At 37.4% G+C, this 18,480-nt stretch carries 12 protein-coding genes and 1 pseudogene; all 13 read left to right on the top strand.

Translation table 11 applies throughout. The annotated features are described in order from the left end of the window. The first annotated feature begins 186 nt into the window (after window positions 1-186). Window positions 187-1,493: pseudogene (locus tag J416_RS03035) on the top strand (ABC transporter substrate-binding protein). Window positions 1,494-1,612: 119 nt separating this feature from the next. Beyond that, window positions 1,613-2,473, top strand: coding sequence for a carbohydrate ABC transporter permease (locus J416_RS03030; RefSeq protein WP_003464503.1), 861 nt, complete (start codon window positions 1,613-1,615; stop codon window positions 2,471-2,473). Beyond that, a complete protein-coding gene (locus tag J416_RS03025) occupies window positions 2,473-3,291 on the top strand; it encodes a carbohydrate ABC transporter permease (RefSeq protein ID WP_003464501.1) in 819 nt (272 codons plus the stop codon). The genes J416_RS03030 and J416_RS03025 overlap by 1 nt, the downstream gene beginning before the upstream one ends. A gap of 257 nt (window positions 3,292-3,548) precedes the next feature. Then, window positions 3,549-4,703, top strand: a complete 1,155-nt coding sequence (locus J416_RS03020; protein WP_003464499.1) for a Gfo/Idh/MocA family protein — start codon at window positions 3,549-3,551, stop codon at window positions 4,701-4,703. Window positions 4,704-4,884: 181 nt separating this feature from the next. Further along, the gene (locus tag J416_RS03015; protein WP_003464497.1) at window positions 4,885-6,612 is read left to right on the top strand and encodes an ABC transporter ATP-binding protein; all 1,728 of its coding nucleotides are present in this window, start codon (window positions 4,885-4,887) and stop codon (window positions 6,610-6,612) included. A gap of 280 nt (window positions 6,613-6,892) precedes the next feature. Then, window positions 6,893-9,169: a glycosyl hydrolase family 95 catalytic domain-containing protein gene (locus tag J416_RS03010; RefSeq protein WP_003464495.1), complete on the top strand. Its 2,277-nt coding sequence runs from the start codon at window positions 6,893-6,895 to the stop codon at window positions 9,167-9,169. 50 nt (window positions 9,170-9,219) lie between these two features. Next, entirely contained in the window at window positions 9,220-11,016 is a 1,797-nt protein-coding gene (locus tag J416_RS03005; protein WP_003464493.1) for a cache domain-containing sensor histidine kinase, read from the top strand. Beyond that, window positions 11,010-12,563 (top strand): response regulator, encoded by a 1,554-nt coding sequence (locus tag J416_RS03000; RefSeq protein ID WP_003464491.1) that lies wholly within the window; start codon window positions 11,010-11,012, stop codon window positions 12,561-12,563. The genes J416_RS03005 and J416_RS03000 overlap by 7 nt, the downstream gene beginning before the upstream one ends. Beyond that, entirely contained in the window at window positions 12,548-13,240 is a 693-nt protein-coding gene (locus J416_RS02995; RefSeq protein ID WP_003464489.1) for a YesL family protein, read from the top strand. The genes J416_RS03000 and J416_RS02995 overlap by 16 nt, the downstream gene beginning before the upstream one ends. Continuing rightward, window positions 13,237-14,589 carry a DUF4340 domain-containing protein gene (locus J416_RS02990; protein ID WP_003464486.1) on the top strand — a complete coding sequence of 451 codons (1,353 nt, stop codon included), beginning with the start codon at window positions 13,237-13,239 and terminating at the stop codon, window positions 14,587-14,589. The genes J416_RS02995 and J416_RS02990 overlap by 4 nt, the downstream gene beginning before the upstream one ends. 275 nt (window positions 14,590-14,864) lie before the next feature. Further along, complete coding sequence (locus J416_RS02985; RefSeq protein ID WP_003464484.1) at window positions 14,865-15,761, top strand: ABC transporter permease; 897 nt, start codon at window positions 14,865-14,867, stop codon at window positions 15,759-15,761. A 30-nt stretch (window positions 15,762-15,791) separates the two neighbouring features. Beyond that, a complete protein-coding gene (locus J416_RS02980) occupies window positions 15,792-16,676 on the top strand; it encodes a carbohydrate ABC transporter permease (RefSeq protein ID WP_003464480.1) in 885 nt (294 codons plus the stop codon). Between the two features lie 42 nt (window positions 16,677-16,718). Continuing rightward, window positions 16,719-18,410, top strand: a complete 1,692-nt coding sequence (locus J416_RS02975) for an ABC transporter substrate-binding protein (RefSeq protein WP_003464479.1) — start codon at window positions 16,719-16,721, stop codon at window positions 18,408-18,410. Window positions 18,411-18,480: the final 70 nt, after the last annotated feature.

Raw genomic sequence — 18,480 nt, 5'->3', positions numbered from 1 at the left:
AAATGCAAGTGATTATATACATAATGTTAACAATATGTATAAAGTTTAATAATAGATTTTTTACATCATGGTTGACAGCCTATAACGAAAGTGTTAATGTGTATTTAACGAAAACGTTTGCGCAAAAAGATGACAATTAAAAAATATTCAGTGAACGTTTTCTAAAAAAGGGGAGGTTAATTGAATATGAAACGAAAAGGTATTGGAATTGTTTTTTCATTAGTTCTCGTATTTAGTGTGAGCTTAGTTGCTTGTTCATCAAATGAAAGCGGTTCACAAAATGGTGATGATGGTAATGAAAGTTCTCAAGATGAAGTTGCAATCGATGTATTTCAATTTAAAGTAGAATTCAAAGAACAATTTGAAGAGTTAGCAGCGAAATATGAAGAAGAACATGAAAATGTATCCATAAACATTGAAACGGTCGGTGGTGGCAGTGATTATGCGTCCGTTTTGAAATCAAAAATCTCTTCAGGTGAAACACCAGCCATTTTTAATATTGCAGGCCCGCCTGATGTGGAGCAATATGAGGATTTATTGGCAGATGTCAGTGATACAAAAGCAGCTGAAGCGGCTCTAGATGGAACATTGGCCGGAGTATCGCAAAACGAAGAAGTACTAGGGTTGCCGTATAATCAAGAGGGATATGGTATGATTTATAATAAGCAAATGTTTGAAGATGCTGGCGTTGATCCTAGTTCGATTCAAAGTTTTGAAGATTTACAAGCTGCGGCAGAAACCATCGATAGTCAAAAAGACGAGTTGGGAATTCAAGCTGCGTTAGCTTTTCCTGCGAAAGAAACATGGGTAACCGGTCAGCATTTAGCTAACGTATTTCTTGCACCAGAATTTAACGGTAATGTCATGGAAGCCTACAATGCTAGCACAGTTCAGTTTACGAATAGTGAGCAGATGAAATCGTTCGTTGATTTTCAGAATAAGTATTCTGTGCAACCGACAATCAGTCTGAATTATTCACAACAAGTCGAAGAATTATTCTCGACTGGTCAAGTGGCGATGATTCAACAAGGGAACTGGTATACAGTACAATTGAATCAATGGATCCAGAATTAGCTGAAAATAATATCGGTATTATTCCGATTCCGCTAAATGGGGAAATGAATATGCCGGTTGGTGTGCCAAATTATTGGGCAGTGAATAAAAATAAAGATGAAAAAGTTGTGCAAGCGGCAAAAGATTTTCTAGATTGGATGTACACATCTGATACAGGGAAACAATTTGTGCTAGAACAATTTAAATTTATTCCTGCATATGAAGGGTACGACGAATCAAAAATTGCCGATCCGCTATCAAAAGAGATCTACGGTTATGCAACAGAGGGCAAAACTAGCGGGTGGACATTTAACGGATATCCTGTTTCTTGGGCACAAGATATTTTAGGAGCGAACATTCAAAAATATCTTGCAGAAGAAGCAACTTGGGATGAGATTGTGGAGCAAAGTATTGCCGAATGGGAAAGTAGCCGAGAGTAAAAAATATCAATCACTAATGGGAAAAGCTGGGGTGTTTATCGTAACATCTTGCTGCTTTTCCCGTTACCATGTTGTAACCATCAACGTTCGAAGATTGAACTAGGTTAGGGAGTGAAGGTATGCGAAATAAAGGTTTATCCTATTGGTTATTTTTAGCACCTGTATTACTTGCGTTGTCATTTGTTGTTATTATTCCATTACTATATGGTACATTCTATTCTTTTACGAATTGGGATGGAATTACTGCTGAAGGTTTTGTCGGTTTGAGTCATTATATCGAATTATTTCAAGATAGTGAATTTCTTAATGCCTTAAAATTTACTACACTATTTTCCATTGCTTCGATTCTATTAATCAATTTTTTTGGATTGAGTTTAGCGCTAATTGTTACATCTAAGTTGAAATCGAGTAACTTTTTGCGAACGGTCTTTTTTATGCCGAATTTAATCGGGGGATTAATTCTCGGTTTTATTTGGCAGTTTGTGTTCGTTAAGGTGTTCGCTAGTATTGGTGATATATTAGGATTACAATTCTTACAAGGATGGCTATCGACAACGGAGACTGGTTTTTGGGGGCTTGTCATATTAATGACGTGGCAGTTGTCTGGGTATGTCATGATTATTTATATTGCTTATCTTCAAGGAATTCCAAATGAACTGTTGGAAGCAGCTGATATAGATGGAGCTAGTGCTTTTCAGAAATTTATGAAAGTAAAGTTTCCACTTGTTGCACCGGCTTTTACTGTTAGTTTATTTTTAACATTATCAAATAGCTTTAAACTATATGACCAAAACTTAGCATTAACGGATGGTGGACCATTTAACTCTACTCAAATGGTAGCGATGGATATTGTTAGAACTGCATTTACTGATAATGAAATGGCATATGCGCAGGCAAAAGCAGTTGTTTTCTTCATTATTGTAGCAGTGTTTTCATTAACGCAAGTCTACTATAATAAGAAGAAAGAGGTTGATTTATAATGGTGAATAAAAGAAAAAAGTTTCTGATCGGTGCGATTGGAATCGCGCTAGCCATTATTTGGCTAATCCCTTTTTATTTAATGGTGACCAATGCATTGAAAACAAAACGCAATATTTTCACAGATACATTAGGTCTGCCGAAAGAATATTCATTTAGTAATTTTGTACAAGCGTTTCAAGAATTGGAATTTTTACAAACCTTTATGAATTCGTTACTGATTACTGCATCAAGCATATTTATTATTATTATTTTTTCATCCATGGCAGCCTATGCTTTAAATCGAAATGACGGAAAATTGAGTAACTTTATCTTTCTGTTTTTCGTAGCAGCTATGTTGATTCCGTTTCAGTCGGTGATGATCCCACTTGTATCTATCTTTGGCGCAGTGAATATGTTAAATCCTGTAGGGCTCGTATTTATGTATTTAGGATTTGGTTCAAGTTTAGCCATCTTCTTATATCACGGTGCGATGAAGAGTGTACCGAAGGCGTTGGATGAAGCTGCAACCATAGATGGATGCAACCCGTTCCAAACATTTTGGTATGTTATCTTCCCTCAATTGAAGCCAATTTCAGTTACAGTAGCTATTTTAAATGTGATCTGGATTTGGAATGATTATTTATTACCGTCACTTGTGATTGGTGGAAGCGATACAGAAACCATTCCCTTACGATTATTCTTATTCTTTGGGGAATATACGACTCAATGGCATTTAGCATTGGCAGGACTATCGATTTCGATTATTCCAGTAATCATCGGCTACTTTATTGCACAAAAACAAATTATTGCAGGTGTATCCGAAGGTGCTGTTAAATAACCTATCATTCTTAAAAGAAAGACATGTGAGAATCAAAAACGATTCTCACTGTTTTTGTTTTTAGCTATTTTTCGTATATGTAAAAATGGAATGGGGATTTCTATTGAAACAATGATCATCAAAGTGAAAGGCATTGCATAAGCATATCAAAGGCATGAAAAAATGAATATTTTACTGTTTTCATTACAAACGAGATGAATGAGCCACCATTGGTATTTGTGACTGTAATTTTTAAGCCCTTAAAAAGGAGCGATGAGATGATCAAGGTTGCGATTATTGGTACCGGAGCGATTTGTCCAGCACATGTCAAAGGCTACTTACAATTTCCTCATCGGTGCAAGATTGTTGCACTATGTGATATCTATCCTGAAAAAGCGGAAAAGATGAAGCAAGAGTTTCAGTTAGATGCGCGTGTGTATCATAATTATCAAGATGTCGTAAAAGAAGAACAGATCGATTTAATTTCTGTTTGCACCCCACCTTATACTCATGCAAATATCACGATTGCAAGTTTAGATGAAGGCAAACATGTTTTAGTGGAAAAGCCAATGGCTGCATCATTAGAGGAATGTGATGCGATGTTAGAAGCTGCCGACCGCAACCATCGGCTGTTATCTGTGGTTGCACAAAATCGTTTTACGACACCAATGATGCGCTTGAAACACATTCTGGATCAAGACGTCATCGGTAAAATTGTTCACACCCAAGTCGATTCGTATTGGTGGCGTGGTTACAGTTATTATGATTTATGGTGGCGTGGCACGTGGGAAAAAGAAGGTGGCGGATGTACGCTGAATCACGCTGTTCATCATATCGATTTATTCCAATGGATGAATGGTTTTCCTGATGCCATTACTGCCGTAACTAGTAATGTGTCCCACGACAATGCAGAGGTAGAAGATATTTCGATTGCCATTGCCACGTATCAAGATGGTGCACTCGCTCAGCTAACTAGTTCGGTCGTGCATCACGGAGAAGAACAGCAAATGATTTTTCAAGGGGAAAAGGCACGTATATCTGTACCATGGAAAGTCGTCGCTTCAAACGCAAAAGAAAATGGATTTCCTGAGCCTGATCAAAAACGAATGGAACAATTGAATCAAATATATGAACAATATCCACCTTTACAAGTAGAAGGACATGCTGGTCAAATTAATGATGTCTTACACGCGATTGAATCACAAGGCAAAGTTCTAGTAGATGGCGAACAGGGAAGACAGACGCTTGAATTGATTACAGCCATTTATCAATCTGCCAATACGGGAGAATCTGTCCGTTTACCGTTAGATAAAAAGGCACGTTTTTATACGAGGGACGGGATTCTACAACATGTAAAACCTTTTTATAAGAAGGGGAAATCGGTTGATAATTTTTCAGATCAATCGATCACGATCAGTGGAAGTGAAAAATAATTAAAAAGTGTGTATTCGATGATTGGGTCCCCAGATTTTGTCTGGGGATTTGTTCATTATACAAACCTAAATATCGTCCGCTCAACACGAGGTAAATTATACCGTTTTTTGAGAGTAAATGGTACACTATGATTAGATGAAGTAATTTTCTGCTAATTCATAGTTTAGGAGATGAACATAGATGAAAAAAAATACATTTTTCTTAAAAAGGATATGGGATATCGCTCAACCTTCTCGTATGCCGTTTTTCGGTGGGATCATTTTTTCGATTATATCTGTTTTATTTTCGATTACGATTCCGTTGATCATCATGAATGTAATGAATGATTTATCAGGTGGTATTTCATCAACTCTAATCTTATTTTTAATTTTATTTCTTGTTTTAGAGATTATTTTTTCTTCTTTGTCTATTTACTTACTTTCATTAACCGGTGAATTTATAGTAAAGAAAGTAAGAAGTACAATTTTTGAAAGGTTATTAAACGTATCCGTGTCTTTTTACCAATCCTATAAACCAGGTGGATTAGTCAGTCGAATAACAAATGATACAACAGTTATTGTTAATATTATTTCAAAAGAGTTCCCTGATTTAATTGCGTCATTTTTATCATTTTCATTATCTTTAATTATATTATTTTTGTTAGATGTACCGATGACTTTAATGTTGCTTATAGCAGTTCCAGTTACGATATTTATCGTTATACCAATTGGAAAGAAAATATTTGATATCTCCAATCATGAACAATTGGTTATGTCTAAGTTAACAAGTTTTTTATCACAAAAATTGTATGAAGTAAAATTAATCAAAGCATTTAATGCGCAGAATAAAGAAATAGAAAAAGGTGAAGAAAACTTTCAAGAATTATATAATTATGGATTAAAGGGTGCGAAAATTAATGCGATTCTCACACCGTTACTAGGGATGATTACAACGACTGTATTGATAGGGGTCGTTGGTTTTGGTGCTTGGAGAGTGGGACAAGGATACATTTCAACAGGAGAACTAGTTGCCTTTATATTATATCTATTTCAAATTATTGAGCCATTTATACAGTTGAACAGTTTTGTTACAGGTTATCAAGAAGCCAATGGAGCCACACATCGTATTTTGAAAATTTTAGATGAAATTAAGGAGGAAGATCGAACTTCTAATAGTAAAAGAATAAGCGGGCCCTTATCGTTAGAACTTGATCAAGTTTCCTTTGGTTATCAAAAAGGTGAATCGATCTTGAAAAACGTATCATTTGATTTGCAACCTGGGGAAACAGTAGCCTTAGTCGGTCCTAGTGGTGCAGGAAAAAGTACGATTTTTTCTTTGATTGAACGATTCTATCAACCAGATGAAGGTGATATAAGAATTAATCATGTTTCATATAAGGACATAGATGTGTTTAAATGGAGGGAACTGTTTAGCTATGTACCCCAAGAGTCATCATTATTTTCTGGTACAGTGAAAGAAAATATTATGTATGGAGTGAATGGGGATGTAAGCGATGAAAAAATCCAAAAAGCGGCTAAACTTGCCAATGCACATGAATTTATCATTCGCTTATCTGAAGGTTATGATACAGAGGTTGGGGAAAAAGGAGCGAATTTATCTGGTGGTCAAAAACAACGAATTGCAATTGCACGAGCGTTTATTCGTGAAACTCCGTTTTTACTTCTTGATGAATCTACCGCAAATCTTGATTCCGAATCTGAAAAAAGCATAACCGATGTCATTAGTAACTTAGGAAATGATTATACTACATTTATTATTGCTCACCGATTATCAACAATTTTAACTGCTGACAAAATTATTGTATTGGAAGATGGACAAGTAAAAGAAATAGGGCAGCATAGAGACCTAATTCAAGATTCTGTTTATTATCATAAGATGTTGTATGCAAATCAAAGAAATTCAGGCTAAAATCATTTGAATATAGCACCGTATTCGGAACTATATGTACGGTGTTGTAAGAGGATGGGGATAAAACCTCACCTCTTACTCGATTACGTCAGTTGCGTTTAGCACCGAATTCAATTATAATACAGTTAATAGTGGAAATGAAAATATTGTCATTACTTCATGATTTCAGCTTAAATTTTAACGTTCAAAACGCAATAATGAAAGCGTTAGCTAATAAGGTGTGCCCATCGCTAGAAAAACGCATGGGTTCGCTGAAATTTCACAATAGAGGAGAATGATAATGCACGAAAAGCCAGACAGAGGTGTTTGGACCGAAAAATTAGCCGATCGATGGGAAGATGGATTGGTGAGTGGCAACGGCAGCCAAGGTGTCATTGTGTATGGTCACCCAGTCCATGATACGCTCATCGGAAATCATTGTCGATGTTACTTACCTCAAGGCAATCAATTTGACCCTCCTCATATGGCACCGTATTTATCTGAAACAAGGCAATTAATCCAAACGGATGGCTATGATAAAGCATTAGCATTTTATTATCAAAGAGCTCGAGCGCAAGGTTACCAAGGACTCACCATGAGTGATCCATTTCATCCAGCATATTCCTTATCGATTCAGACAGATCACTACGATTATACAGATTATTTTCGATCGATAAACTATCAAACAGGTGAATTAATAGTTTCTTATCGATTCAATGGCATAGATTACAAGCGACGAACATTCGTGTCTCGATCTGATCATCTGATGATCCATCAATTATCCCCAGGTTCTTATCGACTTCAAATGCAAGATGAACAACAACATCAAATGAAGCAGCATTTTTCGGTAGGTGGTGATCATCTACATATCAACACTTCTTATCTTCATAGTGAAGGTGGATATGATGTTTTGATGCAAATAAACAGTGAAGAATTGACGCCATTGACTGACAAAAAAGGTTATATAGCTTCCTCTCAGACACCCATTTTAATCGCTATTAAGATCCAACCATATTCTTCATCAGATAAACGCCCACTGCTCAAACAACTCGGTATGGAAAAACAAAATTACAAACAACTTTTTGAGCGACATCAAAGCATTCATCAAGAAATGTTTGACCGTGTACGTCTGGATTTAGCGGATTCCGATGACCGTGCCCAAGATATTTGGAAAATTGTTGAGCAAGCGCAAAAACAAGATTCGCTTCCATCTGTTTTGATTGAAAAAATGTATGACGCGGGTCGATATATGTATATATGCAGTGCTGGCGAGTTAACGCCGAATTTACAAGGAATTTGGACGGGTACATTCCATCCGGCATGGAGTGGTGATTTTACCTTTGATACCAATGTTCAACTTTCGATTGCATCCGCCTTATCTGGTCGCATGGCTGAAGGATTACACGGCTTTTTTCGGTTAGTGAAAGAGTTGTTGCCAGGCTTTAGAGAAAATGCACGCAAATATTATGGATGTAGAGGGATCTTATCGACGGCTCATTCGAGTAATGACGGTCGCCATGTCCATTGGAATCCTGATTGGCCATTGCATTTTTGGACTTGTGGTGCTGGTTGGTTGGCGCATTGGTTTTATCAATATTATCGCTATACAAAAGATCAGTTGTTTTTACGAGAAGAAGTCATTCCGTTACTCAAAGAAATCGTGCTATTCTATGAAGATTTTTTAATTGAAGATACGGATGGTGTCTACCGTTTTACGCCATCTTATTCAGCTGAAAATGGTTGTGGAGACAATGCGACCCAAGATATAGCGGTAGCCAAGGAAGTATTGATGAACTTGATTGAAGCACATCAAATATTAGGTATAGAAACAAAAGCGATAGAAAAATGGCGCAAAATGATAAATAAAATGCCTCGTTATCAAGTAAATCAAGAGGGTGTATTAAAGGAATGGCTCACACCAGACAAGGAAGAAAATGATAATCACCGACACTTCTCACATCTATATCCGATTTTTCAAAGCAGAGAATGGAATCCTCAAACAGACGTAGCATTATGGCAAGCAGCTCGAAAGGCTTTCGATAAACGACTGGAAGCTTGGTTGCGAAACGAAGATAGTGACAATACTTCGACACACGGCCGTATGCACGCAGCATTATGTGCGACTCAGTTTCATATGCCGGCATTAATCGATGAGATTTTCAAACAATTGGTTGACGGAAAATGTTTTTTTTCTTCGCTAATGATGTCTCATTATGAACAACAAGAAATATTTAATGTCGATGGTAACGGAGCATTTCCGCAAGTGATTCATGAAATGTTAGTAGACTACAAAGATCAGAGACTGGTGTTACTAGGTGCATTACCAGATTCAATTCCACACGGCGAAATTAGAGGTATGCAATTAGCGGATCAGATCACGGTTGACTATATGAGTTGGAATTTGGAGCGTCGTCAATTGATGATCACTTTGTCTAGCGAACACAATCGGACATTGCATAGTGATTTACCATTGTTTCCTCAAGCGAAACCTATCGATCATTCTAGTAATACCATCGACACCGACAACATTCACCTAACAAAAGAAGCTACAACCACAATCAACTATCACTTGTCATGAATGAGTTCCAATGATAAAAAAGTGAAGTTTGAACAGTGAGGAGGGGGACTGTGATACGGTGGATCGTTGATGGGTTTCACCAGTTAAAGGTCAAACATAAATTATTAGGTATATACTTGATCGTCACAGCCATCCCTGTCCTGTTCGTTGGCGCCTATGTAAATTATGGTATGCGGGACGTTGTATTAAATCATACGTTAAGTGAAGCCGAATCAAATGTAGATAAGTTGGAAATGCGTATGCAATCCATCTGTAACCGCATGACGAATATTTCTGATCAAATTTATCTTAACCGAGATTTAAAAGAGCTTTTGGCTCGAGATTATGACACAGCACTTGAAGTCTACAACGCCTATCATCAGTATCCCGTATTTAGCGATTATCTAAATTATTACGACGAAATTGCGAATATTCGTTTTTTTATGACGAAAGAAATGATAACAGATTCCCATTTTATTCACGCAGATCGAGCCGTTCGCAACAAGAATTGGTATCAAGAAGCAATGGCGAAAAAAGGAAAAATATCATGGGTCTATATGCAAGACTATTGGACGAATGAACACTATTTAGCATTGACGAGAGCGGTTTACGGACAATCGAAGCAGTTAATGGGAGTACTAGCGATTTACGTTTCACCAGAAAAGTTACGAGCAGTAACAGAAGGCGAACCATATCGTTCGTTTATCACATTAGATGATAGAACCATTGTCCATTCGCAAGAAGAAACAAGAATGGGCGAAACGCCGCAATTTTTAACGAGAGAAACAGAGGGATATGATCAATACATAACGGATCACCAACTGAACGGGAAAGATGTAAAAGTACGTGTTCATTCTTTTCAACCAGAACAATCACTTGATAATGACATTCAAATCGCAACGATAATTCCTATAGAAGATGTGATGCGTGATTCGAATCAAATTTTTTCGCGTGGATTTTTTGTTATAACAGGAGCACTATCACTTTCATTAGTATTCTTTGTGTTTTTTATAAAAAGTTTTCACCACCGTATTGAACAATTACGTCAATCAATGGTTCAAGTGGCACAAGGGGACTTTCATATGAAAAAGAATATGAAAGGAAGAGATGAGATTAGTCAAGTGTATCAAGATCTCCTGACAACCTCAGAAAGTTTGCAGAAGATGATTGAAGAAGTTTATATTCATCAAATTAAAGAAGAAAAATGGAAGCGAAAACAAAAAGAGATGGATTTTAAAATGCTGGCTAGCCAAATCAATCCACATTTTCTATATAATACGTTAGAAATGATTCGGATGAAGGCGATATTACAACAAGATCGTGAAGTGGCTGATATCGTGAAACGACTAAGTAAAATGATGCGCTCAGCACTTGAAAGAACCGATCGACCGATACCACTACAACAAGAAATTGCGCTTATTCAAAACTATTTAGAGATACAGAAACTCCGGTTTGGTGATACATTTCACTATTCCATTGAGGTGGATGATGCGTATCAAAATTATGCACTCTATCCATTATTGATTCAACCAATTGTCGAAAATGCGATTATTCATGGATTAGAAGAGAAAGAAGGAGAAGGGTTTATCAAAATAAAAGTAGTAGAAGAGAGTGATCATCTCGTCATTGCAGTGATTGATAATGGCATCGGGTTATCACGCAGTCAACTTGCACAGGTAAAAAATCAACTACATAAGGACTATCATCAATCGAATGATCAGCGAATTGGGCTACATAATGTGCATCAACGCATACAACTAACATATGGCAATCGATTTGGTTTAAAGGTAGATAGCATACAAGGTGTAGGAACTGTGATGCGTTTGTATTTACCAGCATCCGTAGATAGGAGGGGGAAGTCATGCTGAATGTACTATTAGTCGATGATGAGAAAATCATTCGTGACGGCTTATGTGCAGTGATTGATTGGGAACATTACGGGTGCCAAATTTGTGGTACAGCCGTAGATGGAAAAGATGGCATACAAAAAATACGTACTTATCAGCCTGATGTCGTGTTTGTGGATATTCGGATGCCAGGTTTAAATGGAATTGATATGGTGAAACAGGCGCAAGCAGAAGGATTTACGTGCAAATTTGTCGTGTTATCAGGTTATTCGCATTTTTCATATGCGCAACAATCGATTCGCTTAGGCGTCACCTCTTATTTGCTCAAACCAGTTGATGAAGATGAACTGATTCCGTTACTTGAAACGTTACATAAACAATGTGCGAAAGAGAACAACATGCATTCGCAATTACGTCAATATGAAAGGATATCTGAAACAACAAAATGGCGCTCGGTTTTAACGGGCCACGATCGTCAACGGAAACAGGAATGGCTATTACCATACAATGATCAGACATTTTTTATCGGAAGCATGATCGGTTCACATATGTTAGATGTTGAGAAAATAAGGGATCAATTACAACACGAAAAGCAGAAAGAACTGAAAATGGTTGAGATAGGACATGTGATTTATTTGATATTTATTCAATATGATAGGAAAGACGTGCGAAAAACACTGGAGAAACTTGTGCGTGATGGGTATACGTCAGTCGATCGCCATACACAAGTACAACTGATCGACCATCCTGTATCGTTAGACGAGTTACCAAAGACGGTACGACAGCTTCAACAATTACAACAATTGACGTTCCTTTATCGCGATCTAGTCATTTTAACGCAACATGACGTCGTTAATAAAGAAGTAATCAATGATTGGCATGAAAAAACGTGGATTCAAATTGTTTTACGTGCCATCGAATTTGGGGATCCTGCTCATTTAAAAGAAGCATTGCAAGAATTAGAAACGTATATACAAGCAAAACAATTTCATGCAACGAGAATTCGAGCAGATCTTATTCATCTTATCAAAATAGTAAACCAAAACTTAGCAGAAGATCATGATATCACATCGACTCAAACCGATCATTGGTCAGATCAAATCTGTCAAGTTGAGAGTTTGCAGGCTGCCTTATCGGTAATGAGTGACCATTTTACTTCATTGATGGATCAAGTGAATGGCTATGCCTGTCAAGGTGACCATACGATTGAAAAAATACTGGCATTCGTTGATCAGTATTATGATCGAGATTTAAATGTAAAAATATTAGCTGATTTATTTAACTATAATCCCTCTTATTTAGGGAAGAAATTTAAAAAACATACAGGTGACTATTTTCATCACTATTTAGATCATGTGCGCCTCGAAAAAGCAAAACAATTACTAGAACAAGATCAACTCATGGTTTATCAAGTAGCAGAAAAGGTAGGCTATCGCAATATTGATTACTTTTATAGAAAATTTAAAAAAGCGGTCGGAATAAGCCCAAAAGCATATCAAAAAAAGGCGGCAATGAATGAACGAAGTCTACGTTGTGATAAGGAGGGTTACGAATGGAGCAATTGGTAACGGAGCGACCACTCTATCGGCTGATCCAATATGTCTATTATTTTTTCTTAACAAATATCTATTTTTTATTAGCGAATGTTCTCTATTTATTCGTCTTTAGTCTGTTTGAATTACGTCTTGAAAATATCTTAGTTTTCTATGTTGGTGCATTACCAGCTGGTCCAGCCATTGCTGCCATGTATGCTAGTATGGGGAAATTAGTACGGCATCAATCGATACAGCCAACGAAAGATTTCTGGCATTATTATCGTTTGAATTTTGCGATTGCGACAAAATTTTGGTTATTATTTTCTACGATGATCGCCATTATGCTGGTAGATATTTATTATGTAAATACAAGAATACCTTGGTTAACCCCCGTATTTATTGCAATCATCGTATGTGGCTGTTTACTTATGATGTATGGTTTTCCGATTTTAAGTAGATTTGAAGTGAAAGTGAAAAATTTATTGATTGTTTCTATTTATGCGACGTTCAAGTATGTGAAAACGACGATATTAAATGTGACAACGGTCATTGCTTTGGCTGTGATCTACGTGTTTGCACCTGGAATTACTATGTGGTTTTTTATGAGTGTCGGTGTCTTTTTTATGATGTTTAATATGCAAATGCCACTCCATCATTTACAAGAAACGGTGTCTAGTGAAAAAACTCAAACGAGGGCGGATGAAGAATGAAAATTAGGCGAAAATGGTTATTGTTGATCATGATGTTTGTGGGGCTTATAAGCATACTCATTTGGGCGGTGTTAAAGAATGATCAAGAAACCGTTGAAGCTGCAGAAGAACAAGTACTAAAGGCAACAGGTGAGATTCAAGCGATTGATGTTTTTGCAGATCAACGTGTGTCACTTACGAAAGAAGGCGATAATTGGACAGTGCCTCATGTAGATCAATCCATTTATAGGGAACGAGTGCAAGGATTTATTACTGCGATGACCGAAATGAAAGGGGAAGCCATTGATGTGGATCGATCATCTGTAGCGCTGAAATTTCCAAATGTAACCGTCAAATTTACGAATCAAGCGGGGGAAGGACAACGTATTTCCGTCGGTCAGATGCACCCCAATCGTGAGCAATATTACATTGAACACATGGAAAGACAACAAGTGTATCTTGTCGATCGTACTGTCATTGAGACAATTCCTTTACATCCCAACGATATTGTTGATCAACGGTTGATCTCAATTGCACCGAACCAATTACAACAAATCACGATTCATAATGGAACCGAACACATTGAATTACAGAAGGAATCTCCTTATTCAGATGCAGAAGCACTTGCGCATATTAGTGGCTGGTATATGCATGAGCCGTATGAAGGCGTTTATAGTGTTGGTTTTACTCCGATGCAAGAAATTCTGAACGGAATCGAGCAACTGGAAGCAACAAAAACGGTAGATGATGAAAGCGATGTTGGCTTAACGGATTCAAATTTTTCGATTACTTTTATGAGTGAAAATCAAAGGAAACAAACGGTAGTGATTGGTGATCCTGCCCCAGAGCAACAGTATTATGCGAAAGTAAAGGGCGAGGATCAAATCTATACTTTGGAAACAGCGTTACTTGATCCGTATAGTCGTCCAAGTTTTGATATGATCGATAAATTTGTTTCCATTATTTCATTAGATGTGTTAAATCAATTAACGATTGATACTTCTTCCGGCGAAAAAATACGTATTGAAGTAGATCATAAGCAAAGTTCGACCGACCAAGACGGTAAACAGGACTTCTTTATTAATGATAAAAAAATAGAGGAACAATCCTTTCGAAACATGTATCAATCCGTCGCTGGACTAACGGTGGATCGTCATCTCAAGAAAGAACCGAAAACAGAAGAAGCAGATGTCACCATGACGTATGAGATTCGCTTGGAAAATGGTGACGTTAAAACGAAAAAGGTGAATTTTGTCTCCCTCAATCAAGAAGAATTTGCCGTACAATTACGTGAACAAGTAATGGAATTTGCCATCAAAAAGGAAAAAGTGTATCAAGCAATTGAAACGATAAGAAATGGAGAAGGCTAATGTTGATGGGCATTAGTCTTTTTTTATTTTGCATTATGGCGAATGATCTCCATCACATGGATCGAACGAAAAAGTACCTCTCATTTTTACATGATTTTATAGCTCATTTGTTAGGTTTATAAAGAAAGCGCTTACCAATATAATGACAATGAAGACATGATTTTCTTAAAAGGGGTGAGCTGAATGAGCAAGCAGAATCATGTATATCCACAACCCCAATCAGAACTACTAGATCCGAATACATCGACATCAAAACGACCAGGTGAAAAAAGTGTATGGCAAAGAATGAAAACACAAAAAGCCTATTACTCATGTCCTTCCCTTTCATTATTTGGCTACTCATTTTTAAATATGTGCCAATTGCAGGTTGGGTGATGGCATTTCAAGATTATAAACCTGCATTTGGATTATTCAATCAAGAATGGGTAGGTTTTGCACATTTTCGCGATTTATTTCAAGAACCGATGTTTTACCGGGCACTTGAGAATACACTTGGTATGGGGATATTAGGATTGGTCTTTGGTACGATATCAGCGATTGGTTTTGCTCTCTTGTTAAATGAACTCCGCTTTATAACAATGAAAAAATGGACACAAACGATTTCGTATTTGCCTCATTTTGTGTCATGGGTGATTGTTGCCAATATTGTTATTACGATGCTGTCACAAGACGGAATCGTTAATAATTTGTTGACGGGTATCGGTATCGTTGATCGTCCCATCAGTTTTATGGCTGAGCCGAATTTATTTTGGGGCATTGTGACAGCTGCTGACGTTTGGAAGGAAACAGGCTGGAATGCAATTATATATTTAGCTGCGATGGCAGGTGTCGATCCCCAGTTGTATGAAGCGGCTAAGGTAGACGGGGCAAGTCGATGGCGGCAGATGTGGCATATTACACTCCCGAGCATTCGCCCAGTGATTATCGTTTTACTAATTTTAAACATTGGAAATTTGATTAATATTGGATTTGAGAAGCAGATGTTGTTAGGAAACAATATTGTGGCTGAAAAAGCGTTAGTGATTGATATGTATGCATTAGAATACGGGATTGGTATGTTTCGCTATTCATTTGGTACAGCCATCGGTATTTTTAAATCTGTTATCAGTGTCATTTTAATCCTTATTTGTAACGGATTTGCAAAACGAATTGGCGAAGGACGTGTGTTTTAATAAAAATCATCAGCGAAGGGAGGAATTGCTATGAGTCGGAGAAAATGGACGACATTTGATATGCTGCTTACATTGTTTATGATCTTTATTATTGTTATTACCCTTTATCCTTTTCTCAATATACTAGCCATTTCGCTTAACAATGCAGTGGATACAGCAAAAGGCGGTATTCATATATGGCCACGCGATTTTACCTTAGCAAACTACCAAGAGATTTTCGGAAGTAATGACTTGCTCCTGCAAGCTTCACTGATGTCTGTTCTTCGCACTGTCGTTGGAACCATTACCGGAATTATCGCCAGTACAATGTTGGCGTATACGTTGAGTCGCAAAGATTTTGTTTTTAAAGGCATTTTCGGCTTTTTACTAGTATTGACGATGTTTATAAGCGGTGGTTTGATTCCAGACTATATTTTAATTCGAGAGCTCGGTTTAATTAATGATTTTATGGTTTACATTTGGCCCATGTTAATCTCTGCTTTTCATGTGATCATTATTCGATCATTTATGGATAGTTTGCCAACTGCGCTTGAAGAATCGGCGAAAATGGATGGTGCGAATGATTTTGTCATTTTTTATAAGATTATTATTCCCTTATGCATGCCAGTCGTTGCAACAATTGCGTTATTTCTAGCTGTTGCGCAGTGGAATAGTTGGTTTGACACGTATTTATATGCACGAGGGAACGAGGCATTGACGACTCTACAATTCGAATTAATGAAAATATTAGATAATGCGAATATATCGAGTGGTGATATTACATCACAGAATGCAGAAGTCATAGCCGGACAGACAAATCCACAATCCATTAAAATGGCCATTACGATTATCGCTACTGTACCAATTCTATTAGTTTATCCATTTTTGCAAAAGTATTTTGTAACCGGTTTAACACTTGGTGCCGTCAAAAGCTAAAGATGTTTGTTACATCAATCATTTATAAAATGGAGGGAAATAATGAAACGAAAATTTTTGTATCCATTGTGGGTGTTGTTTTTTTTCGTCGCTGTTGTTGTTCTAGTTGCTTGTAGTGATGATGAAGAAGCCGGAACCGATGAAGGTGAAAATTCTCAAGAAGAAACGGGATCTGAGTCCGACGAACCATTAACGCTTACTTTTTTTAATGCAGATGGGGAAGAGAAAGCATTTGATGATCCTGTTGCCAAAAAAATCACTGAAAAAACAGGTATTAAATTAGAAATGGATTATCCAGTTGGTGGTGATGAAGAAGCGATCCCGCTAATGATCGCTAGTGGTGATTATCCTGATTTAATTTATGCTAAAGGAGACATTGGAAAGTTAATCGAAGCAGGTGGTGTCATTAAACTCGATGATTTGATTGAGGAAAAAGGTGATCATCTAAAAGCGATGTATGGAGATCAGATCGACCGTTTACGGAATTCAATCGATGACCCAAGCATTTATACAGTCGGAACGTATGGAGTTGAAAATGCTCATTGGGAAACGAGCGGTACGTTTCAAGTTCAGCTAGATGTGTTGCGTGAATTAGGGTATCCAGAAATCCGCACATTAGAAGATTTTGAACAAGCAATTACTGAATATTATGAAATGTATCCGGAAATTGACGGTCAAGAGACGATTCCCCTGTCATTATTAGGTAGTGATTGGCGTTGGTTAATAACAGTTGGTAATCCAGCTGGGTTTGCTGCAGGTCTTGCTGATGATGGTCAGTGGGCCGTAGATAATGACACTGGGGAAACGACGTATAAATTTTTATTGCCAGAGATGAAAGCATATTTTAAATGGCTCAACGGCATGCATGACAAAGGATTACTTGATCCAGAATCATTCACCCATACACATGATACGTATATTTCAAAATTGTCTTCTGGTCGGGTATTAGCGATTGCTGATCAAAATTGGAACATTGGCGATGCGGATAAAGCATTAGTCGCTGATGGTAAGGATTGGCGGACCTATGCACCACTTCCAGTTACGTTAGGGTCTGACTACCAATCCCAAGCATTGAAAGATTATGGTTTTGCTGGTGGTTGGGGGATTGCGATTTCGTCAACAAGTGAGCATAAAGAAGAGGCATTTGAATTTTTAGATTGGATGGCATCTGAAGAAGCGCAAATTCTCACCAATTGGGGAATTGAAGGTGAAAATTATGACATAGTCGATGGAAAACGTGTGATGCATGAAGAGGATCGAGAACGGATGAATACAGACGCTGATTATGCGAAAGAAACGGGTGTTGGTTATTATGTGTATCCATTTCCTCAATGGGGTAATGGAGCGGTTGATTCCAATGGTCAATCGATCACGCCAAACACCGAGCAGGATATAATCGATAACTTTAACAGTGCAGAGAAAGAAGCGTTATCAGAATATGGAATGGAAAACTGGATTGATTGGTTCCCGCAGACAGAAGACTTAGAAACCTCTAAGCATGGTAGTGTGGCAAACTACACGATCCCTTCTGGTAGTGACGTTGAAATTATTCAGCAAAAGGCGGATGATTTAACCGAACAACGAATTACGCAAATGATATTAGGTGATCCCGCTGATTTTGATGACAGTTGGGATGCGATGATCGACGAATTAGATGCGATGAATATTGAAAAAGCGAATCAAGATATGACTCAAATGACTCAGGATATCATGGAATTATGGGGAACGAACTAAGTAGATAAAAGGTATTAGCTTTTTACTGGGAAATCGAGTCTTGGTCACATGCGGATTTCCCAGTAATATG

Source organism: Gracilibacillus halophilus YIM-C55.5 (assembly GCF_000359605.1).
In the GTDB taxonomy this organism is placed as follows: Bacteria; Bacillota; Bacilli; order Bacillales; family Amphibacillaceae; genus Gracilibacillus; species Gracilibacillus halophilus.
Note: the sequence above shows the minus strand (reverse complement) of the source record. Positions and strands in the feature narration are given on the sequence as shown.

What these genes read in the sequence shown, in the direction of transcription:
- J416_RS03020 (WP_003464499.1), top strand. Translation starts at nt 3,549, where the DNA reads ATGATCAAGGTTGCGATTATTGGTACCGGAGCGATTTGTCCAGCACAT.
- J416_RS02990 (WP_003464486.1), top strand. Translation starts at nt 13,237, where the DNA reads ATGAAAATTAGGCGAAAATGGTTATTGTTGATCATGATGTTTGTGGGG.
- J416_RS03030 (WP_003464503.1), top strand. Translation starts at nt 1,613, where the DNA reads ATGCGAAATAAAGGTTTATCCTATTGGTTATTTTTAGCACCTGTATTA.
- J416_RS03015 (WP_003464497.1), top strand. Translation starts at nt 4,885, where the DNA reads ATGAAAAAAAATACATTTTTCTTAAAAAGGATATGGGATATCGCTCAA.
- J416_RS03000 (WP_003464491.1), top strand. Translation starts at nt 11,010, where the DNA reads ATGCTGAATGTACTATTAGTCGATGATGAGAAAATCATTCGTGACGGC.
- J416_RS02980 (WP_003464480.1), top strand. Translation starts at nt 15,792, where the DNA reads ATGAGTCGGAGAAAATGGACGACATTTGATATGCTGCTTACATTGTTT.
- J416_RS03010 (WP_003464495.1), top strand. Translation starts at nt 6,893, where the DNA reads ATGCACGAAAAGCCAGACAGAGGTGTTTGGACCGAAAAATTAGCCGAT.
- J416_RS02985 (WP_003464484.1), top strand. Translation starts at nt 14,865, where the DNA reads ATGGCAAAGAATGAAAACACAAAAAGCCTATTACTCATGTCCTTCCCT.
- J416_RS03025 (WP_003464501.1), top strand. Translation starts at nt 2,473, where the DNA reads ATGGTGAATAAAAGAAAAAAGTTTCTGATCGGTGCGATTGGAATCGCG.
- J416_RS02975 (WP_003464479.1), top strand. Translation starts at nt 16,719, where the DNA reads ATGAAACGAAAATTTTTGTATCCATTGTGGGTGTTGTTTTTTTTCGTC.
- J416_RS02995 (WP_003464489.1), top strand. Translation starts at nt 12,548, where the DNA reads ATGGAGCAATTGGTAACGGAGCGACCACTCTATCGGCTGATCCAATAT.